Origin of the sequence: Massilia hydrophila, assembly GCF_020208145.1 — a bacterium.
Classification (GTDB): Bacteria; Pseudomonadota; Gammaproteobacteria; order Burkholderiales; family Burkholderiaceae_D; genus Telluria; species Telluria hydrophila.
The window spans coordinates 20,678-46,239 of the sequence record NZ_JAHYBX010000012.1 but is presented as its reverse complement, the minus strand read 5'-3'; the positions used below and the strand labels follow the sequence as shown (position 1 = coordinate 46,239).

Below are 25,562 nucleotides of genomic sequence, written 5' to 3'. Positions count from 1 at the left end.
CTTACGCGGCCTTCGCCTCATCCTTCCTTCTCTGCAGCACGAAGATCGGCTGCGCCCACTGCACGTCCTTCTTCTTCTTGCTGGTGATCAGCGTCAGCTCGGACGGATCGTAAACGTCGGTGTTGTGCGTCAGCGGCGTCGTCATCAGGTACTGGGCGTCGGTGTTCTTCAGGAACTCGCCGACCAGCTGGATGTTGCGGATATCCAGGTGGGCGAAGGGTTCGTCGATGAACACGAAGCCGCCCGAGCCTTCTTCCGACTTCAACAGGCCGATGAGCAGCACCAGCGACTTCATCACCTGCTGGCCGCCGGAGGCCTCGCCGTCGTTCATCCCGATCTGGTCCTTGCCGTCGAACTTGAAGCGCACGTGCAGGCCGGCCTGGGCCAGCTGCACGTCGTCGTTCTCCAGGCGCACCGGGTCGGCCTGCACGTCGATGCCGGCCAGTTCGCCCAGTTCCTTGATGTTCTTCGAATAGGTCTTGATCGTGTAGCGCAAGCGCTCGATATAGGCCCCGCGCGCGTTGGCGGTGGCCTCGATCGCGCGGTTGTTCTGATAGCGCCGTTCCTCGGTTTCGGATTGCCGGCCACTGAGCTGGTCGTTCAGGCGCGCGTACTGGTCGATCACGGTGCCGTCCTGTTCCCAGTCGTCGCGCGCCAGCGCATGCTCGAGCGTGGACAGGCGCAGGTTCACCTGGTGCGCGTTCTGGTGCTTGTCCACCAGGGCGGCGCGCCAGCCGGCATTCTTCCAGTTGCCCGGCACCTGGCGCCAGCCGCGGCGCAGTCCCAGCAGGGCCTTGGCATGCTCGGCGCGCTGCTCGATGGTGCGGCGGTTGTTCAGGCGCATGCCGGCTTCCGCTTCGGACAGGGCCATGCGCGCGTTCTGCCACACGGTGTCGGCGCGGGTGCGCGCCACCGTCGCGTTCTTGGTCAGCATCGACAACTCACCCAGGCGTGCGCCCACTTCCAGGCGCTCGGTCCTGAGCGGGGCCAGCGCGCGCGTGGCTTCCTCGAACTCGGCCTGGCGCGCGGCCAGTTCCTTGGCCGCGTCCACGCCGGCGATGCGGCCCTTCAGCGCGCCCACTTCGGCCGCGAGCTTGCTGATGGCCAGCGTCAGCGCGTCTTCCTGCGCCTCCAGGGCCGGGAGCGACTTCTGGATCGCTTCCAGGCGCTGGGTCTTGCCGGCCGAACCGAAGCGGTAGCGCGACGGCTCGACATACAGCGAACGGCCGCCGCGGCGTTCGCGGTGGTAGGCGTCCGGCGTGATCCATTCGTCCGACTTCGACTTGAAGCCGGCATCGACCGAATCGACGCGCTCGATGCGTTCCAGCTGGTCGATCAGCCAGCCCGGCGCCTTGCTGGAAAAGCGCACCACCGACAGCAGGCTGCTGTCCTTGACCACCGGCGCCTCGACGCAGTCGGGCACGATGAAGTGGCGGTAGCGCTCCTTCTCGGCCAGCCGGTAGGCCGCCGGGGCATCCTTGGCTTTCTCGAGCAGCACCACCGAGGCGTAGCCGCCCAGCACGCCCTCGACCGCGCCCTGCCACTTCGGGTCGAGCACTTCGACGATGTCCGACAGCATGGCGTGGGCGATGCCTTCGTCGCGCAGCGCGCGCCGCATCTGGCGCTGGGCTTCCGGCTCCGGCATCGCGCTCTTGCCCTGCAGGGCCGAGATGGTGGCCATCTCGCCGGCGATTTTCACGGCCACGTTCTCGCGCGCCGCCTTCTGCCTGGCGAGTTCCGCTTCCTTGTCGTTGAGCTGGTTGGCCACTTCGGCCAGGTCGGCGCCGGCATCGAGCGACAGCTTCTGCAGGCGCTCCTTCTGCTCCAGCAGGCTTTCCAGGGGTTTCAGTTTCTGGTTGAGCTGGGTGAGGCGGCCGGCCAGTTCGGTGGCTTCCTGTTCCAGCGCGGTTTCCTGCTTCTGCGCGTCGGTCAGGGCGCGCTGCTGGGCGGCCAGTTGCTGGCGTTTCTCGGCCAGGATGGAGTCGGCCGCCAGCAGGGGCTTGCGCGCTTCGCGCATCGCGCGGCTGATGGCGGCGGCCTTCTCGCGCGCCTCGATGTATTCGAGCGCCGGCAGCACGTCTTCCTGCAGTTCCTTCTTTTCCTGGTGCAGGTCTTCCCACTGGTGGTAGTTGGCCACGCGCAGGCGCAGGCCTTCCAGGTTGATGCGCGAGGTTTCCAGCTCGGCTTCGAAGCGCTTCAGCTCGGTCTCGGTGTCGCGCTGGTGGCGCTTGGCTTCGTCGTAGGCGTCCAGCACTTCCTTGTCGCCGAAGACCTGGAACACCAGGTCCAGCAGCTGGCGCGGCGCATATTCGCACAGTTTATCGGTCTCGCCCTGCTCCAGCGCCAGCACCTTCGACATCGCCGGCGACAGGCCGGCCGAGGCCAGGCGCTTCTTGTAGTTCTCGACGCCCAGCCAGTCGGTGGCCTCGGTGACTTCCTCGATCTCGACGTTCCCCGGGCGCATCAGGTACTGGCGCTTCCAGTCGCCGCCGTTCTTCTGCACCTGGCAGAACAGGGTGACTTCGTCGTCGGCGAAGAAGCCGGAATGGCGGAACGGCCGGTTCGACAGCTGGCGGCCGACCGGCTTGTTGTCGACCACGGCGCGCAGCCAGGCGCTTTGCTGGCCCGAGTGGCGCGCATAGTGCTTGTAGGTGCGACCCATCGAGCAGTCCAGGCCGAACAGGGTGCGCAGCGCATCGAGCAGCGTGGTCTTGCCGGAGCCGTTCTGGCCGGCGATCGTGATTATCTTGGCGTCCAGCGGGATGTTCTTGATCCGCTGCCAGTAATCCCAGTGGACCAGTTCGAGTGATTTGATGTGGAACATGGCTACCTCAGTTCGGGCTCAGTGGGGTCGGTTCTTCGTCGGTGGCTTCCACCACGGCGTCGTTGGCGGCATCGCTATCGGTAACGATGCGGCGCGGCGCGGCGGCCAGCGGCGCGCGCTTGAACACGTCGGCCAGGGCGCCGTTGATGATGCGCTCCTTCAGCAGGTCGGTATCCATCATCAGGTCGAGCAGCGGGCCTTCCAGGATCACGTCGCCGCGGCGCTCGATGAAGCCGAGCTTGGACAGCACGCCCAGGTTCATGTCCATGCGGGTCTTCTTGCCCAGCTTGTCGCCGAAGTCGGACAGCAGCGCGGTGTACGAGATGCCGATCGAGGTGTCCTCGGCGCGCGGGATCGGCGCATCCTTGTCGAACATGTCGGTCTGGTCGTCGCTCACCGTGACGTGGGTTTCCTGGCGCTCGCGCTTGGGCAGGATGATCTGGGCCCACAGCACCACCAGCAGGGCCACGCCATCGCGGGTCAGGCCGAAGTTGTTGTTCTGCCAGATGTCCTTGGCGCCGAAGATCTTCGGCTCGACGTTGCGGTGCAGGGCGATCGTGACGTGGTCGGCGTAGACGTTGTCCAGCAGTTTCAGGCCGCATTCGAGCAGGCGCTTGTCGACTTCGATGCGGAAGGCTTCGTCCGACAGCGCGCGCTTGACCATCTTGTCGTCGCGGCGCAGGGTCTGGTGCGTCAGCAGGCGCGCGATCAGGATTTGTGCGTCGTCATTCATCGGGGGTAGCGCTTTCAAGATTCAGTGAGAGGGTGGCGATCGACATCGCCGCCACTTCCGGGTCGTCGAGCTGGATCATCTCGTCCGTCGGTTCGAACTTCACGGGCAGGCGCGCCAGCTCGGCGGTCGCGCCTTGCAGGCTGGCCTCGGCGGCGTCGCCCAGCAGCGGCAGCAGCGAAGCCCTGTAAGAAGCAACAGCGAAACTGGCCGGCAGCAGCGACTCGTGCAGCGCCACCTTCTTCGGGCCGCTGTCCGAGAATTCGGGGAAGTTGCCGAGGTTGGCGAAGTCGGCCAGCTTGTTGATCCAGTCGTTCAGTTCGGCCTGCATGGCCGGATTGTCGTTCACCGTCAGCGGCGCATCCTGGCCGCTCGGCAGGCCCTTGGGGCCGGTCGAGGTCACGCGCTCGAGCAGCAGCTCGGTCTCGGCCACGTCGATCATCTCGGCCGGGGTGCCGAACAGCGGCACCACCGGGCGGTCGATCGCGTCCTCGGCCAGGCTGGCCAGGTCGTCGTGGGCCAGCAGCCAGCGCTTGACGTCGGTGGTGGACAGGCCGGACTGGCCCAGGTGCACGCGCTGGCGCTCGATCTGGTTCAGGGCGCGCGAGAACATGCCCTGCATGTTCAGCAGCGCACTCTGGGCGCGGCCAATGGCCTGCGCCGCCTTGTGCGTGGCCGCGTCGGCCGCCGGGTCCTGCGTGATGGCGCGCAGGATCACCGAGCCCTTCTCGACCCAGTCGCAGGCCATGTGCCATTTCGCCTGCGAGGTGCGCAGGCGGAATTCGGAGCCGGAGGCGATCGCGTCGCGGAATTCCTCGGTCAGTTCCACCAGGCGCCCCAGCAGGTGGCGCAGCTGCTCGACGGTGACGCCGCCCACGGCCTGGGCGCCGGCCACCTGCGACAGCAGGAAGCCCATCTCGGCATCGTCTTCCTGCGGCTGGGCCAGGGCGATCAGGGTGTCGAGCGCGGACAGCACGTTGCGCGCCAGCGGCGTGATGCGGTATACGGCGGCGGGGCCGTCCCAGGCCAGCAGGCCGTGGCCGCGCAGGCGGTTCAGCACCGTTTCCAGGCTTTCGGCGGCCAGATAGGCCAGTTTGTTGTTGATGTCGGCGCGCGAAAAGCTGGAGGTGGCGGTATCGCTGGCCAGCTCGCGCAGCACCAGCAGGCGCACCAGCACCCCGTCCTGCGTGCCGTGGAACAGGGCGGTAAACGCCGACAGCATCGGTTGCGCGCGTTTCAGGTGATACACCTGCTCGATCTCGTCGGGCGCGACGCCGTTCTGGAAATGCGCCTGCAGCGGGTCGTCTTCCGGCTGGTGCGAAAGGGAATCTGCGGCGAGCGCCGCGCCGCCAAGGTGGTCGATCATGTCAGGATACCGTTCTCTGGCGCGGATAGGCTCAGCCATCCGCGGGGGCGCCAGTATAACAGTTTAGGCTAGGCAATCAGCACCCTCGCCCTGCCCTTCATTGCGTGAAAGACACACTGACATCGTATCTTTATTTCAAGACAATATTGCCTGGAATTGCCGGATTGTTTACTTTTTTGAAACAGTGGCCAGGGTCTGTTCAACCTGTTCCTTGTCGCCGTCGGCATAGCGCAGCCGCACCGGATACCAGTCGTGCCGCGGCGCCAGCCAGATCTCGAGCGACTGGTCCTGCTTGTCCGGCAGCGGCTGGCGCGCCAGCAGCACGGTCTCGACCTCACCCAGGCCGGTCTGGATTTTCTCGCGCCTGACGACCTTGAACACCCAGGTCTCGGCATCGCGCCGGCCGGCAACGAAGAACGGCCATTCCGAGCCGGTGCGGAATGCGGCGCCGGCGCCGCGCGCGACGGCGGCCAGCTGCCAGGTGACCGAGACCCGGTCCTGCTCGCCGCCCTTGAGTGGATAGGTGTCCCGGCTTTCGCTGAAGCGCAGCAGCCTGGCCTCGCGGTCGAAGGTGGTGGTGGTCGGGTCCTTGCGCATGCGCTTTTCGTGGAACTCGGCCGGCGCCAGGCCATAGGCATCGACCGCGCCGCTGCTGCGGTCTTCGGTGATGGTGCCCAGCAGCGACAGCTTCGACGTGGCGCTGACGCTGTATTCTCGCTCTCCCGCGCGCCATACGATGACGGCTTCGCCCTTCAGTCCGAAGCCGCGCTGGCGGGCGCTCAGTTCATAGCGCAGGTCGGCCGAGGGCGGCAGCTGGAAGGGACGCTTGACGGCGGCCGGCGCCTCCTGCTGCGCCGCCGGCGCGGCCAGCAGCGAGGGTGGCAGGAACAGCGGCAGGGACAGCAGCAGGCCAGCGGCGGCCCTGGATAAATCGTTACCTTGCATGGATCAGAGTCCTGGTTGGGTCATGGCGATGTGCTTCGCCGTTTGGGTGGTGACGGCGCCGTTGGCTTCGCTGCTGCGGATCTGCACCGGCAGCCAGCCATGCGCGGGCGCGAGCCAGATGTCGAGCCGCGACTTGTACGAGCCCTGCTTGGGCGGGCGCGCCACGCGCACGGTCTGCAGGCGGCCCATGGGGGTGTCGATCTCTTCCGGGCCCACCACATTGAAAGTGTACACGCTGCCCCAGCGATCTTCGCCGACGAACATGTCGATGTCGCCGGACAGCTGGGCGCGGTCGCCACGCGCGATCGCCGCCAGCTGCAGCGGCACCGTCGCCTTGTCCTGCGCCCCCGGCAGCAGCGCATACTGGTTCTCCGAGGCGGAGAAGCTGACCTTGTTGCCGGGCCAGTCGAAATGGGTGGCGGTCAGGGCGCGGCCGCGCCGCTTTTCCGTCATCTTCACCGGCGCCAGGCCGGTGTTGCCGAGGTGGCCTTCGCTGGTGAGCGCCACCAGGTTCACGCGCGCGAACACGATCTTGATGCCGGCCTCGAAACGCATCCGGTACGACTGGGCATCGCGCATGAAGGACAGCAGGGCCTGGCCGCTCCAGGTGGTGCCGTCGGCATCGACGCGGGCGACGTCGTAGGTGAGCTCGGCAGGCGGCGGCACGTCCACCGTGTAGCGGCGGATGGTGTGCACGATCGGGGGCGGACCGGGTTCGGATTCCGGCGCAGCCGCCGCCGCGGTGGCGGGCGGCGCACTGGCGGGCGCAGGGAGCACAGGCGCGTCGGGCGGCGCGGCCGGTTGCGCGGGCGGCCCCGGCGGCAGGGGTTCGCCCACCGCGTCCTCGACCACCGCGATCTGCGGCAGTGCCGGCAGCGTGGGCAGCGGCGGCTGCACCATGGGCGGCGCGGGCGGTGGCACCGGTTCCGGCTCGGGCGGCGGCGGCGTGGACAGCAGCTGCGCCACGCTCAGCAGGGGTTCTCCCTCGCGCCCCGGCAGTGCGATGCCGCGCGTGCCCGCGGTGAGCAGGCTCAACACCAGCCAATGCAGCAGCACGATCAGCGTGCCCAGCATCAGTGCGCGGCGCCGCTGGGGGAGGAAAGCGGGACTCATGCCCCTAGTGTAGCCTGAGCGCCGCGCCCCTGCAGCGACGGGGCTCCCTGCCCTGCGTTGGCGCAGGCGCTTTGTGGCATGTTAGTTATCTGCTACGCTTAGGCGTCCACCAACGGAGAACACCGATGTCCACGCCATCCCCGCAGTCCGCCGGCATGACCGATACGCTCGAATTCGTGAAGAAGCTCTGGGGCAGCATGAACATCCCGGGCACCGGGATGCCGGGCATGCACAGTCCCACCCTGTCTGTCGACGAGCTGGACAAGAAGATCGCCGACCTCAAGGCTGTCGAATCCTGGCTGAACTTGAATCTCGGCATGCTGCGCGGGACGATCCAGGCGCTCGAGGTCCAGCGCGGCACCCTGGCCACCCTCAAGGCGATGAGCGACAGCATGGCGCAGGCGATGCAGCGGGCCGGCAGCGATCCCGCCATGGCGGCGCCGTTCGCGCAGTTCTTCGCGCAGGCGGGTAAAACGACGCCTGCGCAGGACGGCGCCGCGCCGCAGGCCCCGTCCTCCCAGCAAGCCGAGCGCCCTGCCACCCCCGCCTCCGCTGCCACCGACGCACCCGCCAGCCAGGATCAGGCCGGTCCGGCCAGCGCCAGTGCGGCCATGCCGGCTGCAGTGGCTTGGTGGAACCTGCTGCAAGACCAGTTCCGCCAGGCCGTTGCCGGTGCGATGCCTGCGTCCACGGCCGCGGCGGACACGCCCGCTGCCGCACCGGGTGGCGGCGCAGCGCAGCCGGGTGGCGCCAGCCCCGCCGGAGGCTCGCCGCTCGATGTCTCGGGGGGCGCGCCGCCAGCGGCCCCGGTGGAAGCGGCAGGATCCAGGCGGGTGGGACGCAATCCGCGCGTGAAGGCCGACAAGGGCTGAGGGAGCCGCCGCGCGTCAGCCGGCCGTAGCGGCAGCGCTGGCCTCCACGGCAGCGTCGTCCTTCGGCACCAGCTGCATCAGCTGTTCCATCAGGCGCGCGAAACGCTGCTGCCCCGGCTGCAGCCGGTCGACCCGCGCCAGCACCTGCTGGGCCTCGTCGTACAGCTGCGCCTCGTAGCCGCGCTGCTGCATGACCGAGACCAGGATCTGCGCCGAGTTGAACAGGATGCGCACATTGTTCGGCAGCGCCGCGCGCGCATTGCGCATCCACTCGGTCGCTTCGCCCAGCTTGCCGGTCTTCCACAGCAGCACGCCCTGGTTCATCAGGTCGACCGCTTCCTTGCGCGCGCCGCGGATCAGCGCCATCCCCTCTTCTCCCATGCGCGCCTTGTCGAACACCGCTTGCACTTCGTCCAGCAGCAGCGTGTTGTCGTGGTTATTCCGGATCACGTAGCACAGCAGGTCCACCGGCGCTTCCTTGACGCCCACCGCGAACAGCAGGGTCGCCATCTGGATGCAGGTCGGCACGTCGGGCCGCTCCGGAGTCGCCTGCAGCAGCGCTTCGAGCTCGTCGCCGGCCTTGCGCGCGCGGCGGTAGTCGCCGCTCTCGTGGTAGACCAGGCCTTCGGTGATCTTGGCGCGCAGGCCAATGTCCGGATGCTCGGCGGCGAACTCGCGCTGGGCCGCCTGCAGCAGCAGCAGCGCTTCCTTCGGGTCGTTCTTCAGGCCGCACACGCGCGCCAGGCCGAGGTAGGCGTCGGGCGTCTTGCGGATCGAGTACTCGCCGATCGCGATGCACTTGCGGAAGGCCCGTTCCGCCATCGCGACGTTGCCCAGCCTGAGGCAGGCCTGGCCCAGGCTGCGCTGGCGCGGCACCGAGTTCGGCGACAGCTTGGCGGCGCGCTCCAGCACCTTGAAGGCCTCCTCGTGGCGGCCCATGTTCTGCAGGGCCAGGGCCAGCTGGTCGTAGGCGTCGATGTAGTAGCGGTTCTCGGCGATCACCGACTGCAGCATCTGGCGCGCGCCCTCGAAGTCGCCATCGGCCAGGCGGATCCGGGCCAGGCCCGCGCGCGCCCACTGGTATTCGCGCTGCGCCAGCACCCGTTCGTAGGTCTCCCTTGCGCGCGCCGGCTCGCCGCTGCGCTCCATCAGGCGCGCCTTCATGCGCAGCAAATCGATCTCGTGCACCTTGTTGGCCGCCGCCCCCTCGTCGCACAGGCGCGCCGCGCGCAGGTAGTCCTTCTCGGCATAGGCGCGGTCGATCGGGCTGAACACCTGCTTCCTGCGCCACACCCGGTTCAGGCGGGTGAGCAGCACGCCTTCGGTGATCGGCTTGACCAGGTAGGCGTCCGGCTGGTGCTCGGCCGCGCCCATCACCGATTCCACGCTCTTCTCGGCCGATACCATCAGGAACACGCTCGAGGGCAGCAGCAGGTTGCGCATGCGCGCCTCTTCCAGCACCTGCTGGCCGTTCTTGCCTTCGCCCAGGTTGAAGTCGCACAGCACGACGTCGTAGCGGGTGCGCACCAGCAGGCCCATGGCTTCGCCGCCGCTGGCCGCCTGGTCGATGTGGCGCGCGCCCAGGCTGCGCAGGGCTTCGCGCAGCAGCTGGCGTACGCCGATGAAATCGTCGACCACCAGGTAGGTCCTGGATGCCCAGTCGACGCCGTCCTGGCTGGCGCCGTCCGCGCCGGGCGCAGTCTCGCTCATGGCAGCGCCAGGATGAAGCAGCCGCCGCCGAGCCGGCCGCCGTTCTCGAGGCGCACCGCGCCGCTGCGCCCGCGGTGGCGGTGCATGCGCGCCACCTCGCGCGAGAAATGCAGGCCCAGGCCGGCGCTGTTGGTGGAAAAGTCGAGGCCGCCCATGCCGTCCATCCCCGCGTCGTCCGCGGCCAGCAGCGCGCCCGGGTAGCCGGCGCCGTTGTCCTCGACCCGCAGCTCGAGCCATCCGTCGCGCACGCAGGCCGCCAGCAGGATGCGGTCGCGCGTGTAGTGCACGGCATTGTTGACGGCATGCGAGAGCACCCCGATCACCAGGTCTTCGTCGAGGTGCCAGACCAGCTCGGGCTCGATGTCGAGCTCGATCCGGATGCCGCGCGAGGCCAGCAGCACGCGCCCCAGGGCCAGCACCTGCTCGCCCAGCTGCCCGACCTCCACCGGCTGCAGGTCGAAAGGATAGACGGCCGTGCCGACCTGCTTGTACAGGGCGAGCAGCTGCATCAGCTTGTCGTTCAGGCGGCGCGTCTGGTACAGCATTTGCGCCATCTGCGCCATCCGCGGACAGGCATCGCCTGCCGCGGGCGGCGTCTCGTCGAGCAGGCGCTCGAGCGTCCCGGACAGGACGCTGATCGAATTCTTCATGTCGTGCGCGGTCGACGCGAGGAACATGGACAGGGGCGAGTGCGGATCTTCCATCGGCGTAGCCAGCCAGTGGCCAATTAGTTACTCTCAATCAATTATAACGACCTCTGGGCGGCAATTGATGGCGCCAGGTGAATAATTGTTTCAGAGCAACTTGTCATGGACCGGACCTGCCTCCGGCCCGCGCTGGCCGCGCCGCGCGCGTAGCACGAAGCGCGCCGGATCGAGCGCATCGGCCAGTGCCGTTTCCAGCGGCAGCGGCTCGCCTTCGAGCTGGGCCGCCAGCAGTTCGGCAGCCAGCGGCGCCCAGATCAGGCCGCGCGAGGCATAGCCGAGCAAGGCATGCAGGCCAGGGTGGCGCGGCACGTCGCGCAGGCGCTCGGTGCCTCCGGCCGCCTCGAAGTCCGGCAGGCGGCCCACCAGCGGCAGCCGGTCCGGGGCCACGCAGCGAAAACCGACGCGCCCCGCCAGCGGCGCATCGGTGCCGGCCCGCGGGTCGGACAGCAGGCCGCGCAGGCGCTCGATGTTTTCCGCCTGACTGGACGCACGCAGTTGCGGATCGGCATCGAGGTCGTAGGTGGCGCCGGCGCAGACGATGCCGTTCGCCGCCGGGGTGAGGTAGGCTTCGCGGCACAGCACCAGCGGCAGCGCGGGCAAGCTGGCCGAAGCCAGGTGGGTTACCTGTCCGCGCAGCGCGGCCAGCGGCAGCGCGCGCGATTGCACCAGGCTGCGCGCGCCGGCGCCGTTGGCCAGCACCACGGTGGGCGCCTCGGCCAGTACGGCGCCGTCCGGGCCGCATGCCAGCCAAGCGTCGCCTGCGCGCTGCAGGACGACGCTGCCGGCGCCGAAGCGGCGTTCGAGGCGCTCGCCGCAGGCGGCCAGCATCGCCGCGCACACGCTGCCGGGACGGGCCCAGCCGCCCTGCGGAAACAGCCAGCCGCCATCGGGCGCCGGTAGGCCGAGCAGGCCCTCGGCCTGCGGCGCTTCCAGCCAGCGCGCGAAGCCGGGCGGATACTGCCCCGCGGCCGCGATGGCGCGAGATACGGACGCGTGTTGCGGGTCGCGCGCCAGCTGCAGCACGCCGCAGGCCTGGCCCTCGATGGCGGCGCCGATGCCGCCCAGCTGCGCCCACGCGCGCAGCGCATACAGGTAGGCGGCGCGCGTCAGGCGGGTCGGCAGATTGTCGTCGCGCGAAAGCAGCGGCATGAAGATGCCGGCCAGGTTGCCGGAAGCTTCCATCGCCGGCGCCGGATGGCGCTCGACCAGGGTCACTTGCCAGCCGCGCGCGCACAGGCTGGCGCAGGCGGCCGCGCCGGCCAAGCCGGCGCCCAGCACGATGGCGCGCCGCTCCGCCAGCTGCGCCAGCGGCAGGCGCGGCTTGCGGCTCTTGAACACGGCCTGCGCGCCGCTGCCGTCGAACACGAAGCCCTGGGCCGCCAGCGCGGCGTGCTGTCCGTCATCAAGCTGCGCCGCGAACAGGCGCGCTTCGCGGGCAGCAATGCGCGCCAGCGGCCGCGCGAAGCCGGTACCGGCCGGCGCCTCCAGCAAGAACGCATCCGGCTGCGCGCCCAGTTGCGCCAGGGCGGTATCGAACGGCGCCGCCAGCAGCGTCAGGCTCAGGCGCGGATCGTCCTGTGGGATGCGGTGAAAGCCCGGCAGCAGGTTCGCTGGACCCGGCACGCAGGCCACGATGTGCAGCCGCGCCGGCCGCGCCGGATCGGCGCGCCATGCCTCCTGCAGCGCGCGCGCCCGGGCGCCGTCGCCATACTCCGCGTCGAACACCGTATAGCGCTCGCGGCCGCGCCAGTGCGCACGCAGGTCCATCGTCAAGCCCCCGCGTGGCGGAAGCACGCGCGGTCATGGTCGTCCACCACGCCGATGCCCTGCAGGTAGGCATACACGATGGTCGAGCCGACGAACTTGAAGCCGCGCTTGCCCAGGTCTTTCGAGATGCGGTCGGACAGTTCGGTGCGGGCCGGGCGCGCGCCATCCGCCCAGCTGTTTACCAGCGGCTTGCCGTCGACCCAGCCCCACAGGTAGGCATCGAGCGTGAGACCCTGCGCGCGCATGGCAAGGTAGGCCCGGGCGTTGCCGATCGCGGCCGCCACCTTCAGGCGGTTGCGCACGATGCCCGGATTGGCGAGCAGCTGCGCGACCTTGTCCGTGTCGTAGCGCGCGATCTTTTCCGCATCCCAGCCATCGAAGGCGGCGCGGTAGCTGTCGCGCTTGTTCAGGATGGTCTCCCACGACAGGCCGGCCTGGGCACCTTCCAGGTTGAGCATCTCGAACAGCGTGGTCTCGTCGTGGCAGGGCACGCCCCATTCGTGGTCGTGGTAGGCGAGATAGCGCGGGTTGGCCGGATTGGCCCATGAGCAGCGGACAGGTGGGTTCATCCGCCTAGTATAAATCCTGGCGCCGTCCATCCCTCGATAGCAGCGCCTGGGCCAGGCGCGCCACGCCTTCGGCGATCTGCGCCGGGGTAAAGGCCGAGAAGCCGAGCAGCAGCCCGGGCCCGGTGGCGCATGCCGGACCAGCCGCCGGATGCGCGTAGTACGAGAGCGGACGCAGGTCGATGCCGGCCGCGGTGGCGCGCGCCACGGCGGCCGCTTCGTCCATGCCGCCGGCCAGGTGCACGCACACGTCCAGCCCGGCGTCGGCCGGGCCGCAGCGCAGCATGCCGCCCAGCCGGCCATCGAGCGCTTCCAGCAGCGCGGCGCGGCGCGCGCCATAGGCCTCGCGGGTGCGCCGGATGTGACGCGCAAAATGGCCCTGCTGGATGAAGTCGGCCAGCACCGCCTGCGGCACGATCGCGCTGTGGCGGTCGACCACCGCCTTGGCCTGGGCCAGTGCTTCGGCCAGCGCCGGCGGCGCCACCACGTAGCCCAGGCGCAGGCCGGGGAACAGCACCTTGGACAGGGTGCCGACATAGATCACGCAGCCGCTGCGGTCGAGGCCCTGCAGCGAGGCCAGCGGCGGTCCTGTGTACCGGTATTCGCTGTCGTAGTCGTCCTCGATGATCCAGGCGCGCCGCGCCTCGGCCCAGCGCAGCAGCGCCAGGCGGCGCGCCAGGCTCATGGTCACCCCGAGCGGCAGCTGGTGCGAGGGCGTGGCGAAGGCCAGGGCGGCGTCCGGGTAATGCGCCTCGGCGTAGGCCACGTCCATGCCCTCGGCATCGACCGGCACCGGGCATACGCGCGCTCCCGCCACCTCGAAGGGCGCGGCGGCGCCCTGGTAGCCGGGCGACTCCAGCCACACGCCCTCGCCCGGCGCCAGCAGCAGCTGCGCCAGCAGGTACAGCGCCTGCTGCGAGCCGCTGGTGATGACGATCTGTTCCGGCGTGCAGCGCACGCCGCGCGCCGCGTTCAGGTAGGCGCACAGCAGTTCGCGCAAGGGCGCATGGCCGGCCGCGCCGCCGTAACCGAGCGGCAGCGCGCGGCGCCGCCAGTGGCGCGCTTCCAGCTTGCGCCAGACCTCGAAGGGAAACAGGTCGAGACCCGGCATGCTGGGGCGGAAGGCGCGCAGCGGCCCCTGGTGGTGGCGCACACGCGCCATGCCGGAGGCCAGCGCCAGGCCGCGCGCCGGCAGCGGCCTGGGGGCGGCGGCCCGCTCCGGCGCCGGCGCGCCCGGACCCCGTAGCGCCGGAAGCGCCGTGTCGACGAAGCTGCCCTGCCCTACCCCGCCGCGCAGGTAACCTTCGGCGGTCAGCTGTTCGTAGGCCGCCAGCACGGTCTGACGCGAGACCTGCAGCTGGCGCGCCAGCGTGCGGGTGGCGGGCAGGCGCGCACCCGGCGCCAGCCGGCCGTGCAGGATCGCGTCCTTCAGCCGTGCATAGAGCTGGCGGAACAGCGGCGTGGCAGCCCCGCGCTCGAGCGGTGTGGCGGCAATGAGTTCGTCGGTGATCATGGATTGGTACGCCCATCTTCGCGCGGATTGGCACTTTGAGCAAGCCAAGGCCGGCACTAGGATGGCGGCTCCACATCGCAAGGAGCGGCAATGAAACAGTTCGGGGCGGAGGTGCGCTGGGAACGCGCCGGCCAGGCATTCCTTGACGGGCGCTACAGCCGCGCCCACGACTGGCGCTTCGACGGCGGCCTGCGGCTGCGGGCCTCGTCCTCGCCGCTGTCGGTACCGGTGCCGCTGTCCGACCCGCAGGCGCTCGATCCGGAAGAAGCACTGGTGGCGGCGGCCTCCAGCTGCCACATGCTGTTCTTCCTGGCGCTGGCCGCGCGGGCCGGCTACACCGTGGACAGCTACCAGGACAGTGCCGTCGCTTACCTCGGCCAGGACGCGGACGGCCGCGACGCCATCACGCGCATCGAACTGCGGCCGGCGATCGTGTTCGGCGCCCCGACGCCGACGCCAGCGGCGCTCGCCGGGCTCCACCACGCGGCCCACGCGCGCTGCTACGTCGCGAATTCGCTCAAGGCGGATGTCATCGTGCTGGAGGCGCACTGATGTACCTGCCGGCCCGCCACCGCCAGTCCGACCCGCAGGCGATCCATGCGCTGATCCGCGCGCATGCGCTGGGGATGCTGGTCACCCAGGACGATGGCCTGCCAGATGCCGACCACCTGCCCTTTACTTTCGTCCCCGCCGCCGCCCGGCCGGACGCCGAACCGGCGGATCGACCGCGGGACCTGCTGCGCGCCCATGTGGCGCGCGCCAATCCGCTGTGGCGGCGCGCGGGACAGGCGGTGCTGGTGGTGTTCCGCGGTCCGGACGGCTACGTGACGCCGGACCGGCATCAGAAAATCGCCCGGGGTGGACGGGTGGTGCCGACCTGGGACTATCACGCGGTGCACGTGCATGGGACGCTGCGCGCGCTGGACGATCCGGCCTGGCTGCGAGGCTTCCTGCACGCCCAGACGGCGCAGCATGAAGCCGGCCAGCCGCATCCCTGGTCGGTGGCGGACGCACCGCCGGAATACATCGAGGACATGCTGCGCGCGCTGGTTGGCATCGAGATCGCCATCGAACGCATCGAAGCCAAGTGGAAAGGCGCCCCGCCGGCGCCGGCCGAGGACTGCGCCTGAGGGCCGGGCGGCCCTACTTCTTCATCGGTGTCGGCTCCTTGCCGGTGGCCGTGCTGGTATCGTTGCCTGGCGTTCCCGCCGTGCCGGTGGCGTTGCGCGCGGTGCGCGCGATCAGCTCGTCGGCCGCCAGCAGGTGCTGCTCCACGACCGGCCGCATTTTCGTGGCCAGGGCCTTGATGTCGGGGTCCTTGATCTTTTCCAGGTTGTCCTTCAGCTGCTCGTGGGTGACGCGATGGTCGCGCCGGCCCGACTGCTTCATGTAGGTGCGGTCGAAGATGTCGCCGCTCAGGGTCTGCAGCAGCGCGCCCTTGGCCTTGTACTTGACGTTCAGCTCCTTCGGCAGTTCGACGCCCTTGGCCTGGGCCAGGGCCTGGACTTCGGCCAGGGTCTTGCCGTGTTCGTCGAGCATGCGCTGCGCATAGGCCTTGATCTCGGGATTCACACCCTTGGCCAGCGCCAGTCTGGCGTTGGCGATCTCGGCCATGTTGGACTGGGCCATGTCGATGAGGGCATTGCGGTCTGAACGCTCCAGCTTGCCTGCAGGCTTTGCAGGAGCCCCGGCCGGCTGGGCTGCCTGTGCCGGGACCTGGGCTTGGGCCTGGGATGGAGCCGGGTTCTTGGCCTGAGGCTGGGCCGGGGGCTGGGCCTGCGCTGCGCCGGCGGCGAACAGCGCGCCGGCCACCGCCAGCGTCAGCGCGGAATGGATGCGCGGGGTCTTCTGCATGGAATTCTCCTTGATGCGGCTGCGTGCACGCCGGCGCCCGTCCCGCGCAGGACGGCGTCGCCGGCATGCCACAGCCTGTAAAACGTCAGCCGATCACTTGCCCGAAGTAGTACCGGACTTGTGCGACGTCATCTGCTGCGCCGCCTTCAGGTGCTGCTCGACGGTCGGCATCATCTTGGTGGCAAGTGCCTTGACGTCCGGGTCCTTGGCGCTCTTCGATCCCTGCTGCAGCTTGCTGTGGGTCTGCTTGTGGTCGGTCACCCCCACGGTCTTCATGTACTCGCGGTCGAAGGCCTCGCCGCTGAGCTTTTCCAGCTTGGCCGAGATGGCCTTGTGCTTGGCGTCCAGCTCGGTCGGCAGGGTCACGCCCTTCGTCTGGGCCAAGGACTGCACCTCGGTGAGGGCCTTGCCGTGGTCATCGATCATCTGCTGCGCGAAGGTCTTCACCTCCGCGTTCTGGCTCTTGCTCAGGGCCAGCTTGCCGGTCTCGACCTCGGCCATGTTGGCAATGGCCATGTCGGTGAGCGCTTTCTTGTCCGCAGCGCTCAGCTTGGCAGCGCCGGAACCGGTAGCGCCGGCCGCGCCCGAGGAGCCCGAGGTCGACTGCACCGCGGTGTGCGACTTGGCACCCTGGGCCCGGCTCGTGCCCTGGCTGCCCGGGTTGGCCATCTGGCCGCTACGATCCTCCATGCCCTGGCTGCTGGTGTTGTTGACAGTGCCATCGGCGCTGGTCTTGCCGGTCATGTTCGACTGGCTGGTGGCGCTCTGGCCGCTGGTCTGGGCCTGGACACCGAAGGCGCTGAACATGGCGGCAAAGGCGCCCACTGCCAGCATCTTTTTGACAACCTGATTCTTCTGCATGAGCTTCTCCTGTGCTTGTCGTGAATGGGGCTGCCGCCCGGGTCAAGCAGGCGGCCTCTCCTTGGTTCTGACATCGGCGATGTCGAGCGCGTCGAGTGTAGCCGTGGGTTTGCCGACACAGCGCACGTTAGCCAGATGGCAATTTCTTGGCCAAGGAGGCGGGCAATGCGGGCGAAAAAAGGGCCAGTCCGTGGACTGGCCCTGGCTTGGAGAACGGTCGCGCCGCCGGTTCAGCGGAAGCGCAACGTGGCGCTCAGGTCGCCCGGTGGACGGGCGCCGCGCGCCGCGAAGGCGGCGTTGCGTTCGGCCAAGCCTTCCAGCAGCGGCAGGCCATGCAGGCGGGTGATGAAACGCAGGATCGACGTAGTGTCGTAGAAATTGTGGTCCACCGATCCGCGCTTGGCATGCGGCGACACCACGATCGCCGGGATGCGCGAGCCCGGCCCCCAGCGGTCGCCCTGCGGCGGCGCCACGTGGTCCCACCAGCCACCGTTCTCGTCGAAGGTGATCACCACGACCATGTCCTTCCACTGGGGCGACTTCTTGAGGTGTTCGATCACGTTCGCCACATGGGCGTCGCCCGATTCGATGTCCGAATAGCCGGCGTGCAGGTTCAGGTTGCCCTGCGGCTTGTAGAAGCTGACCGCCGGCAGCTTGCCGGCGACCGCGTCGGCGATGAAGCGGTTCGAGATCGGGCTGTCGCCCATGCCGGCATCCACCAGGTGCGCTTCGCGCGCCTTCGTGCCCGGGGCAAACTGCTGGAAGTAATTGAAGGGCTGGTGATGGTGCTGGAAGTTCGGGCGCTGCCCGGCGCCGCGTCCATCCAGCGCGGCCTGCCAGGCGCCCGCATACCAGGCCCAGCTGACATTGCGCTCCGACAGCAGGTCGCCGATGGTGCGGTAGGTCTGGGGCGGCAGGGTCGACGGGTCTTGCGGGTCGGCCAGGCGCGGGTCGCCGCCGGGCGCCGGGCGCACCCAGCTCGGCTGGTAGGGCGGCGCCATGGTATTGACCGCATAGCCGTCCGGCGTGATGGCGCTGCCGTGCGCGTACTTCGGCTTGCCTTCCAGCGCCGATGCGGGCGAATCGGGCGCCAGCGCCAGCCGGCTGCCGGTGGGTCCGTCGGCCAGCACCGCGATCTTCGACTTCGCCGGCGTCGAGGCGGCATGGAAGTATTCCGGCGTGCGCCCGCTGATCAGGAACTGGTGGTTCAGGTAGGAGCCGCCGAAGGCTGCCATGAAGAAGTTGTCGCACAGCGTGAACTCGCGTGCGATCTGCCACAAGCCGAGGTTCTTGCTGGTTTCCCCGTAATAGCCCATGACCATGCCGCCGGCATCGGACCAGGCGGCAAAGCCGTCGTTGCGCCCGCCGTTGATCTGCATCTGGTTCTGGTAGAACTGGTGCACCAGGTCGCGCGTGACCAGCCCTTCCGGCAGCGGCTTGCCCTCGGCGTCGCGCAGTTTCCATGGCGCGTTGGGCAGGCCCTGGATGTCGTCTTCCTTCACCAGGTAGTCCTTGCCGCCGATATTCTGGCGGCCCGGGACCATGCCGCCCCAGACCTTGGGCAGGGTCGGCAGCACGGTGCCGTCACGGTCCTTCTGCTGGAATTGCGCCGCCGGCACGGCGGACAGGGGTGCGGCGAGTCCGGGGAAGTCGGCGAACAGGTTGTTGAAGCTGCGGTTTTCGAGATAGATCACGACCACGTTCTTGACGTGCGCACGCAGCTTGGCATCGAAGGCGCCCGGTGCCTGGGACGCAGCGGCAGCGGACCTGGCCGGCGCGGCCTCGGGCAGGGCCGGTACGGCCAGCGACAAGCCGGCAGCGGCGGCCTGCATCAGGCGGCGGCGCGCCGGGTCCTCGGGATGGGAAGGGGTGGATTCGTGGGGGGCGCGGTCGGGCACTGCCTGCTCCGTGTTGCTGAGAAACAGGCATTATCCGTTCTTTTATTGCACGCTGAAATATTTACGACGGCATCCCACCCGTGCGCCTGGCACGGCTGGGCGGCGTATAGTGGATTGGCGCGGCGGCCAGCCGCGAAGCGAGGTCACGATGAAAGCGAATTTGTCGCCTGCCGACACCTGGCAGGGTCTTCCCTTGAGCCCGGCGCAAAACCGGGAAGTGCTCAACTATGTACAGCGTTGCCAGCGCACCGGCGTCGACTGGAACACGCCGGCATTGCAGGCCATGCTGGACGACATGCTCAGTCCGCCCGAAGTGGCCGAAGACAGCGATGAGGACCTGGCCCAGTGTTCGGAAAGCGCCCGTTTCGCCGCTACCCACGAGGAGCCTGGCGACGAAAGCGATGCCTACGGCAGATTCGGTGCGGGCGGCGCAGGCCAGGCTTGAATCGGCTGCCACCAGCGGCACGGCAGGCGGCGTGCGTCAAACTCCGGTCATTTTTCATCGTCACAATACAAGTGTTCCTGTAAAGGAACACTGGCAGTACAGGCCGCCCTACCGGCGTCGGCGGTCGGGAAATATACCGGCACCAATTCGATCTACAGCAGCGGAATCAGGATATCGTAGGCGTTGTCGGGACGGTTGCCATCGTCGAGCGAGGGCGTGTAGCGCCGGTCGTAGCGTTCGATGCGCCAGCTTTCCTCGTCCTGCACCATACCCAGCTGCTCGATGGCGGCGTAGCCGGTGAGATAGGTAGCCTGCACGCGCGTCATCGGTCCGCGGTGCGTCAGCATCGCGTAGCGGCGTTCCGGAATCCGGATGCCGATCATGCCCGCCGGCAGATTGTTCAGGTCGGCGACCTCGGCGGCCACGCATTCGAGGTGCTGGCCATCCTGGTCTTGCAAGCTCACGCTGTAGCGCAGCCCATTGGTTTCGCCGAGTTCGCTTTCGCGCTCCAGGAAGCTGCTCCAGATATCCGGCATGTCCGCTTCCAGAACCGAAGACGGACCTGCGAGCGGCAGCCCGGCGAGCTTCATTTCAGGTAGGGTAACAGTAGAGATGTGCATGGTATCGGCTACAAAGTGGACACAGAAATTATAGCCTTAACTCCTCGACAATATTGTCACGCACGCAATCGTGCGCACGCATTTTTCGTGTTCTGGCAGGACAAGCGTGCAATAGCGCACACAGTGGTATTGACGATGGTCAGCGCCACCGCTTTACACCCCGGTTCCGGGTTGTGCTGCGACACATATTCCGCCATCGCCACCGCTCAGGCGCGCATTCTTGCAGTTCGTCGCAAACGCCAGTCCGCCCGCTTCGGCCTCCCTACAATGGATGCATACCACTTACCGGAGACCACCATGCAACGCCTGATCCTTGCTACCCTGCTGAGCGCCGTTTCGCTGCTTGCCCATGCCGATGAGCAGGCGCGCAGCCTGCCTCCCTTCAAGGGCATCGCCGTACACGGTCCGGTCAGCCTGAAGGTGGAAGCCGGCAAGTCGTATTCCGTCAAGGTATTCGGCGACCCGCGCTTCATCGAGCGCGTCACCAGCGAAGTGGTGGACGGCGAACTACGCCTGGACATGAAGGACAGCAAGCGCAACACTATCGACAGCGAAGACCGCGTGGTCGTCACCATGCCGGCGCTGCAGACCTTCAAGGGCGAAGGGGCCGGCCTGATGCAGCTGACCAATGTGCGCGGCGAGCGCCTCGACGTGAACTACCGCGGCGCCGGGCGCCTGGCCATCGATGGCGAAGTGAAGGAACTGCGCCTGCGCGCCCATGGCGTGGGCGAAGTCGACGCCAAGTCGCTGCTGACGCAGAATGCCGACGTCAGCTTCGAAGGCATCGGCGCGGTCCATGTCCACGCCCGCGAGAGGCTGGACGCCACCGTGCGCGGCATGGGCAACCTCAGCTACTACGGCAACCCGCGCGTGGTGCACAAGTCGGTGTCGGGTATCGGCAGCGTGGTAGCGGTCAAGTAAGGCCACGGCGGCACCGCTGCGCGCTCAGCGGTTGGCGATCTCGAGCAGCACCTCGGCATGGCAGGGACCGTCGAGCCGACACCAGCAGGCCAGGTTGCGGCCGCGCAGCGCGGTGCGCGCTTCCAGCGCCAGGCGCTGGCCGTCAGGGTCCTGTTCCACCCAGCGGCGAAACGCCGCCACCGCGTCCGCCACGCTCGGCATCGCGACGTAGCGCGTTCCAACCGGCGTTCCCGGCGCCAGGTCCGGCAGTACCGAAAAGGGATTGCCCCAGCGCCCCGGACGCGCCACCGACACCGTGTTCGGCGGCAGCTTCCAGCCTTTCTTCCTGCTCAGTTGCACGCGTACCGGGCTCATGGCGCCGCCTGTGCGCGAAGGCATCCGCGCCGGGCCAGCGGCACACGGCCGCCCGGCAGGCCATGGGAGAAAGAAGGAGTTGCATGCGGCATCGGATGGACCTTGAACGATGGACCGTGAACAAAGCGCTTGTCAAACAGGACACCGCGTCATTGTGGCGCCGCGCGCCATGCATGCGCGCACGCTTGAACACGGGTGGCAGCGGCAAGGCGCCATTCAGGCTGCCGCGCCGCGCAAGCGCGCCCGGGCAAGAACGCCCCGCGTGCGCTAGAGTAAGAGACTGCAGGGGGCGCTTCGCCACCGCCTCGGGAGATTCATTTGCCAGCAGCACGCAGGACCATCGGCATCCTCGCCGTGACGCAGATCGCGTCGTGGGGAGCGCTCTACTACGCCTTCGCCGTGCTGGCGCCGGACATCCGGCGCGACCTGCACATCAGTACCGAAGCGGCCTTCGCGGCCTATTCCTGGAGCTTGCTGGTGGCAGGCGTCGCGGCCACGCCGGTCGGGGCCCTGGTCGACCGCTACGGCGGGCGGCCGGTGATGGCGGCCGGTTCGCTGGCCAGTGCGCTCGGCCTGGCCTGGCTGGCGCGCTGCGGCACGACGGCCGGCTATGTCGGGGCCTGGACCGTGATCGGCCTGGCGATGTCGCTCACCCTGTACGAAGCGGCCTTCGCCACCCTCAACCGCAAGCTGGCGGCCGGCGCGCCGCGCGCCATCTCGACCCTGACCCTGTTCGCCGGCTTCGCCAGCAGCCTGTTCTGGCCGTTGACGATGGCGCTCGCGGCGCGCCTCGGCTGGCGCGATACCTGCCTTGCCTATGCCGCGCTGCACCTGCTGCTCTGCCTGCCCCTGCACCTTGCCCTGGGCCGGGATGCGCCGCACCTGCCCGCGCCGCCGGACGCGCCGCGCGACAGCCATACGCTGGGCGAAGCCGTGCGTCATCCGGCTTTCTGGAAGCTGGCGCTGGCCTTTGCGGCGAACGTCTTCATCTTCACCGCGCTGACCGTGCACCTGATTCCGCTGCTGCGCATGCTCGGCCACCCCGCCGCCGTTGCCGTCGCGCTGGCCGCGCTGATCGGACCGATGCAGGTGGCCGGCCGCATCGGCGAGCGGACGCTGGCGCGCGGCGCGACGGCGCAAGCCGTCGGCCGCGTGGTGTTCGCGACCCTGCCCTGCGGCCTGCTGGTGCTGGCGCTGCTGGGCAGCCGGGCCTGGGCGGTGGCACTGTTCTGCGCGCTCTACGGGATGAGCAACGGGGTGCTGACGATCGTGCGCGGGACCCTGCCACGCACCCTGTTCGGCGCGCGCCACTACGGCGCCATCAGTGGCGCGATGGCCGTCCCTGCCCTGCTGGCGCGCGCCGGCGGCCCGCTGGCCGCGGCCGCCGTCCTGTCGAAGGCCGCCGGTCCGCGGCTGCTGCCGCTGGCCCTGTTCGGCTGCGCCCTGGCCTCGCTGCTGCTCTACCTGTCCGCGATCGGCGGCACGCGTCGGTCCGCGACGGCCTGAGCCGGGCGGCGCCGGAGCGCTAGCCGGGCTGCAGCACGACCGGGCATCCGGCCCGCAGGGTGTTGTGGACTTCGGCCACCGCATCGGTCTGCGCCAGCAGGCGGTCGATGTCCGCCGCCGGCGCCGGAGAATTCACCCAGGCCCGGTAGCGGACATCGGTGGCGGCCAGACCGATGCCGGGGAAGGAAGCGCTGGCCTCGACCCGCACGCCGTCGAGCACGATGCCGAGCCGCTGCGCTTCGCGGTACAGGTCGTTGCAATAACAGGTGGCCAGGGCCAGCATCAGGAATTCGCCGCCGTTGACACCGGAGCCGGGCCCGCCGGTCCTGGGGGGCACGTCCAGCGGACGGCGCGTTCCATCGGTGTCCACGGCGACCTGGTGCGCCGCGGGCGAATTGTCGACAAGGGCAGTGATACGCATGAGACCTCCCGGCCCGGCAGGGGCCAGGAAGGATCCTAACCCAGCTGGCGGCGCGGCGCGTCCATCTTCGGCAGGAAGATCGCCAGGATGCCGAACAGCGGCAGGAAGGAAGCGATCCGGTACACGGCCTCGATGCCGGTGCTGTCGGCCAGCGCCCCCATCACCGCCGCGCCGATGCCGCTGATGCCGAACATCAGGCCGAAGAACAGGCCCGCGATCATGCCCACCTTGTCGGGCACCAGTTCCTGGGCGAACACCACGATGGCCGAGAACGCGGACGACATCACCAGGCCGATGATCACGCTCAACACCGCGGTCCAGGCCAGGTTGGCAAAGGGCAGTGCCAGCGCGAACGGGGCCGCGCCGAGGATCGAAAACCAGATCACGCGCTTGCGGCCGATGCGGTCGCCGATCGGCCCGCCGGCGAAGGTGCCGGCCGCCACCGACGCCAGGAACAGGAACAGGTACATCTGCGCCGCTTCCACGCTGACCCCGAACTTCTCGATCAGGTAGAAGGTGTAGTAGCTCGACAGGCTGGCCATGTAGATGTACTTCGAGAACACCAGCAGTGCCAGCACCGCGAGCGCCCACAGCACCCGCCCGCGCGACAGCCCGGGGCCCGCATGGACCGCGACCGTGCGCGTGGCCTTGCGCAGATGCCCGGCATACCAGTGGCTGACCTTGAACAGCACCGCCACCGCCAGCAGCACCAGCAGCATCAGCCAGGCGATCCGGCCCTGGCCGCTGCCGATGATGATGGCCGCCGCCAGCAGGGGCCCGAAGGCCGAACCGAGGTTGCCGCCGACCTGGAACAGCGACTGGGCGAAGCCGAAGCGCCCGCCAGAGGCCAGCCGCGCCACGCGCGAGGCTTCCGGATGGAAGGTCGAGGAGCCGATGCCGACCAGGCCGGCGGCCAGCAGCAGCATCGCGAAGCTGCCGGCGCTCGCCAGCAACGCGACCCCGAGCAGGGTCACGCACATCCCGGCTGGCAGCAGGAAGGGAATCGGGCGCCGGTCGGTGACCAGCCCGATCCAGGGCTGGAGCAGCGAGGCGGTGCACTGGAAGGTCAGTGTGATCAGGCCGATCTGGGTGAAGCTGAGTGCGAACTCCTGCTTGAGCAGCGGGTAGATCGCGGGCAGGACCGCCTGCACGCAGTCGTTCAGCAGGTGCACGAAAGCGACGGAGAACAGGATCTGCATGACTGCCGCCGGCGGCGCGGACGGCGTGGCGGTGGATGCTTGTGGAGGTGGCATGAAGAGGTGCGGCGCAGTGTGGAAAGCGGTACAAGTGTACACTGCGCGGCCCGCCCGCGTCGCCGGCGGCCGGCAAGGCCGGCCACGGCAGCGCAAGCGGCAGGCGATGAAGACTCAGTAGATGGCCTTGCCCGCCGTATCCTTGAGCTGGACCTTCCACACGCCTTCCACCAGCTTCACGACCGATGCCGGCAGCGGCACATAGTCGAGTTCCGCAGCGGCCGCGGCGCCGTTCTTGAACGACCAGCCGAAGAAGTTCAGCACTTCCTTGCCCTTGGCCGCGTCGGCCTGCGCCTGGTGCATCAGGATATACGACGCGCCGGTGATCGGCCATGCCGCCTTGCCCGGCTGGTCGGTGAGGATCACGGCCAGGCCTGCCGTCTTCGCCCAGTCGGCATTGGCGGCGGCGGCCTTGAAGGCGTCGTCGTCCGGCTGCAGGAACTGCCCGTCGCGGTTCTGGAGCTGGGTGTGGCTCATCTTGTTCTTCTTCGCATAGGCCCACTCGACATAGCCGATCGAGCCCTTGATGCGTTGCACGTTGGCGGCCACGCCTTCATTGCCCTTGCCGCCGACGCCGGTAACCCACTTGACCGCCGTGCCGGCGCCGATCGTCGACTTGAATTCGGCATCGACCTTGGACAAGTAATCGGTGAACAGGAAGGAGGTGCCCGAACTGTCGGCGCGGTGCACCACCGTGATGTCGGTCGCCGGCAGCTTCACGCCCGGGTTCAGGGCGGCGATTTCCGGGGCGTTCCACTTGGTGACCTTGCCCAGGTAGATGTCCGCCACGACCGGGCCGCTCAGTTTCAGCTGGCCCGGCGCGATACCGTCCAGGTTCACGATGGTGACCACGCCGCCGATAATGGCGGGGAATTGCACCAGGCCGGCTGCATCGAGTTCCTCGGCCTTCAGCGGCATGTCCGACGCGCCGAAGTCGACCGTCTTGGCCTTGATCTGCTTGATCCCCGCGCCCGAACCGACCGACTGGTAATTCATTTCGGTACCAGTGGCCGTCTTGTAGGCAGCGGCCCATTTCGCGTAGATCGGATAGGGGAAAGTCGCGCCCGCGCCGGTGATGCTGGCGGCCGAGGCCGACGACAGGGTGAGCACTGCGATTGCGCCTGCCAGGACGGTATGGATCATCTTCATCGTTACTCCTTGTTGTGGGGGATGGGTTTCACTGGCGAAGAATGTACGTCCGGAAAATGACCGTTTGATGACCTTTCCACCTTCTTGAAAATATCTTTTTTAATTTCCGTTTTGTAACGAAATTGACATATCCGGGCAATAGGATGGCGGCCATCGCGACCTGCAAG

At 68.6% G+C, this 25,562-nt stretch carries 24 protein-coding genes; 6 read left to right on the top strand and 18 right to left on the bottom strand.

From position 1 onward, the window contains the following. Position 1: 1 nt before the first annotated feature. From LE190_RS20040 to LE190_RS20020, 5 genes are all read right to left on the bottom strand, one after another. Complete coding sequence (locus tag LE190_RS20040; RefSeq protein ID WP_225240365.1) at positions 2 to 2,824, bottom strand: ATP-binding protein; 2,823 nt, start codon at positions 2,822 to 2,824, stop codon at positions 2 to 4. A 7-nt stretch (positions 2,825 to 2,831) separates the two neighbouring features. Then, on the bottom strand, positions 2,832 to 3,557 hold the full coding sequence (locus tag LE190_RS20035) for a hypothetical protein (protein ID WP_224946911.1): 726 nt from the start codon (positions 3,555 to 3,557) through the stop codon (positions 2,832 to 2,834). Then, positions 3,550 to 4,920 (bottom strand): hypothetical protein, encoded by a 1,371-nt coding sequence (locus LE190_RS20030; RefSeq protein ID WP_225240364.1) that lies wholly within the window; start codon positions 4,918 to 4,920, stop codon positions 3,550 to 3,552. The genes LE190_RS20035 and LE190_RS20030 overlap by 8 nt, the downstream gene beginning before the upstream one ends. Positions 4,921 to 5,088: 168 nt before the next feature. Then, the gene (locus LE190_RS20025; protein WP_225240363.1) at positions 5,089 to 5,865 is read right to left on the bottom strand and encodes a DUF3108 domain-containing protein; all 777 of its coding nucleotides are present in this window, start codon (positions 5,863 to 5,865) and stop codon (positions 5,089 to 5,091) included. Between the two features lie 3 nt (positions 5,866 to 5,868). Continuing rightward, positions 5,869 to 6,978 (bottom strand): DUF3108 domain-containing protein, encoded by a 1,110-nt coding sequence (locus LE190_RS20020; RefSeq protein WP_225240362.1) that lies wholly within the window; start codon positions 6,976 to 6,978, stop codon positions 5,869 to 5,871. A gap of 125 nt (positions 6,979 to 7,103) precedes the next feature. Here LE190_RS20020 and LE190_RS20015 point away from each other — a divergent pair, with 125 nt between their 5' ends. Next, positions 7,104 to 7,850: a PhaM family polyhydroxyalkanoate granule multifunctional regulatory protein gene (locus tag LE190_RS20015; protein WP_225240361.1), complete on the top strand. Its 747-nt coding sequence runs from the start codon at positions 7,104 to 7,106 to the stop codon at positions 7,848 to 7,850. Positions 7,851 to 7,865: 15 nt separating this feature from the next. On the opposite strand, the gene LE190_RS20010 is transcribed toward LE190_RS20015, so the two are convergent. The 5 genes from LE190_RS20010 to pdxR all read right to left on the bottom strand — a co-directional run bounded on the left by LE190_RS20010 (position 7,866) and on the right by pdxR (position 14,113). Further along, positions 7,866 to 9,560: a tetratricopeptide repeat-containing response regulator gene (locus LE190_RS20010; protein ID WP_225240360.1), complete on the bottom strand. Its 1,695-nt coding sequence runs from the start codon at positions 9,558 to 9,560 to the stop codon at positions 7,866 to 7,868. Continuing rightward, positions 9,557 to 10,264, bottom strand: coding sequence for a sensor histidine kinase (locus LE190_RS20005; protein ID WP_225240359.1), 708 nt, complete (start codon positions 10,262 to 10,264; stop codon positions 9,557 to 9,559). Before LE190_RS20005 ends, LE190_RS20010 begins: the two co-directional genes overlap by 4 nt. Positions 10,265 to 10,354: 90 nt before the next feature. Further along, positions 10,355 to 12,034 carry an FAD-dependent 5-carboxymethylaminomethyl-2-thiouridine(34) oxidoreductase MnmC1 gene (gene mnmC1 / locus LE190_RS20000; RefSeq protein WP_225240438.1) on the bottom strand — a complete coding sequence of 560 codons (1,680 nt, stop codon included), beginning with the start codon at positions 12,032 to 12,034 and terminating at the stop codon, positions 10,355 to 10,357. Between the two features lie 2 nt (positions 12,035 to 12,036). Then, positions 12,037 to 12,603 (bottom strand): DNA-3-methyladenine glycosylase I, encoded by a 567-nt coding sequence (locus LE190_RS19995; protein ID WP_225240358.1) that lies wholly within the window; start codon positions 12,601 to 12,603, stop codon positions 12,037 to 12,039. A 4-nt stretch (positions 12,604 to 12,607) separates the two neighbouring features. After that, the gene (pdxR, locus tag LE190_RS19990) at positions 12,608 to 14,113 is read right to left on the bottom strand and encodes a MocR-like pyridoxine biosynthesis transcription factor PdxR (protein ID WP_225240357.1); all 1,506 of its coding nucleotides are present in this window, start codon (positions 14,111 to 14,113) and stop codon (positions 12,608 to 12,610) included. Positions 14,114 to 14,203: 90 nt separating this feature from the next. Here pdxR and LE190_RS19985 point away from each other — a divergent pair, with 90 nt between their 5' ends. Together LE190_RS19985 and LE190_RS19980 are read left to right on the top strand one after the other, a co-directional pair. Continuing rightward, positions 14,204 to 14,665 (top strand): OsmC family protein, encoded by a 462-nt coding sequence (locus tag LE190_RS19985; protein ID WP_225240356.1) that lies wholly within the window; start codon positions 14,204 to 14,206, stop codon positions 14,663 to 14,665. After that, entirely contained in the window at positions 14,665 to 15,243 is a 579-nt protein-coding gene (locus tag LE190_RS19980) for an FMN-binding negative transcriptional regulator (RefSeq protein WP_225240355.1), read from the top strand. Before LE190_RS19985 ends, LE190_RS19980 begins: the two co-directional genes overlap by 1 nt. Positions 15,244 to 15,256: 13 nt before the next feature. Here the strand turns inward: LE190_RS19980 and LE190_RS19975 are convergent, their stop codons facing one another. The 3 genes from LE190_RS19975 to LE190_RS19965 form a co-directional block, all read right to left on the bottom strand. After that, a complete protein-coding gene (locus tag LE190_RS19975; protein ID WP_225240354.1) occupies positions 15,257 to 15,967 on the bottom strand; it encodes a DUF4142 domain-containing protein in 711 nt (236 codons plus the stop codon). Positions 15,968 to 16,060: 93 nt separating this feature from the next. Beyond that, a complete protein-coding gene (locus LE190_RS19970) occupies positions 16,061 to 16,828 on the bottom strand; it encodes a DUF4142 domain-containing protein (RefSeq protein WP_225240353.1) in 768 nt (255 codons plus the stop codon). A gap of 230 nt (positions 16,829 to 17,058) precedes the next feature. Then, positions 17,059 to 18,660: an acid phosphatase gene (locus LE190_RS19965; protein ID WP_439847501.1), complete on the bottom strand. Its 1,602-nt coding sequence runs from the start codon at positions 18,658 to 18,660 to the stop codon at positions 17,059 to 17,061. Between the two features lie 214 nt (positions 18,661 to 18,874). Here LE190_RS19965 and LE190_RS19960 point away from each other — a divergent pair, with 214 nt between their 5' ends. Further along, positions 18,875 to 19,171 carry a hypothetical protein gene (locus LE190_RS19960; RefSeq protein WP_225240351.1) on the top strand — a complete coding sequence of 99 codons (297 nt, stop codon included), beginning with the start codon at positions 18,875 to 18,877 and terminating at the stop codon, positions 19,169 to 19,171. A gap of 152 nt (positions 19,172 to 19,323) precedes the next feature. Here the strand turns inward: LE190_RS19960 and LE190_RS19955 are convergent, their stop codons facing one another. Continuing rightward, positions 19,324 to 19,791, bottom strand: coding sequence for a GyrI-like domain-containing protein (locus tag LE190_RS19955; RefSeq protein WP_225240350.1), 468 nt, complete (start codon positions 19,789 to 19,791; stop codon positions 19,324 to 19,326). A 297-nt stretch (positions 19,792 to 20,088) separates the two neighbouring features. Between LE190_RS19955 and LE190_RS19950 the strand changes: the two genes are divergently transcribed. Next, positions 20,089 to 20,712 carry a GIN domain-containing protein gene (locus tag LE190_RS19950; RefSeq protein WP_225240349.1) on the top strand — a complete coding sequence of 208 codons (624 nt, stop codon included), beginning with the start codon at positions 20,089 to 20,091 and terminating at the stop codon, positions 20,710 to 20,712. Positions 20,713 to 20,736: 24 nt separating this feature from the next. Here the strand turns inward: LE190_RS19950 and LE190_RS19945 are convergent, their stop codons facing one another. Continuing rightward, complete coding sequence (locus LE190_RS19945) at positions 20,737 to 21,066, bottom strand: DUF4326 domain-containing protein (protein ID WP_225240348.1); 330 nt, start codon at positions 21,064 to 21,066, stop codon at positions 20,737 to 20,739. 318 nt (positions 21,067 to 21,384) lie between these two features. On the opposite strand from LE190_RS19945, the gene LE190_RS19940 reads away from it, so the two are divergent. After that, entirely contained in the window at positions 21,385 to 22,572 is a 1,188-nt protein-coding gene (locus LE190_RS19940) for an MFS transporter (RefSeq protein WP_225240347.1), read from the top strand. A 19-nt stretch (positions 22,573 to 22,591) separates the two neighbouring features. Here LE190_RS19940 and LE190_RS19935 read toward each other — a convergent pair whose 3' ends face one another. The 3 genes from LE190_RS19935 to pstS form a co-directional block, all read right to left on the bottom strand. Further along, positions 22,592 to 22,993, bottom strand: a complete 402-nt coding sequence (locus LE190_RS19935; protein WP_225240346.1) for an OsmC family protein — start codon at positions 22,991 to 22,993, stop codon at positions 22,592 to 22,594. A gap of 35 nt (positions 22,994 to 23,028) precedes the next feature. Continuing rightward, positions 23,029 to 24,246: an MFS transporter gene (locus LE190_RS19930; RefSeq protein ID WP_225240345.1), complete on the bottom strand. Its 1,218-nt coding sequence runs from the start codon at positions 24,244 to 24,246 to the stop codon at positions 23,029 to 23,031. Positions 24,247 to 24,360: 114 nt separating this feature from the next. Further along, complete coding sequence (gene pstS, locus LE190_RS19925) at positions 24,361 to 25,389, bottom strand: phosphate ABC transporter substrate-binding protein PstS (RefSeq protein ID WP_225240437.1); 1,029 nt, start codon at positions 25,387 to 25,389, stop codon at positions 24,361 to 24,363. Between the last annotated feature and the right edge of the window lie 173 nt (positions 25,390 to 25,562).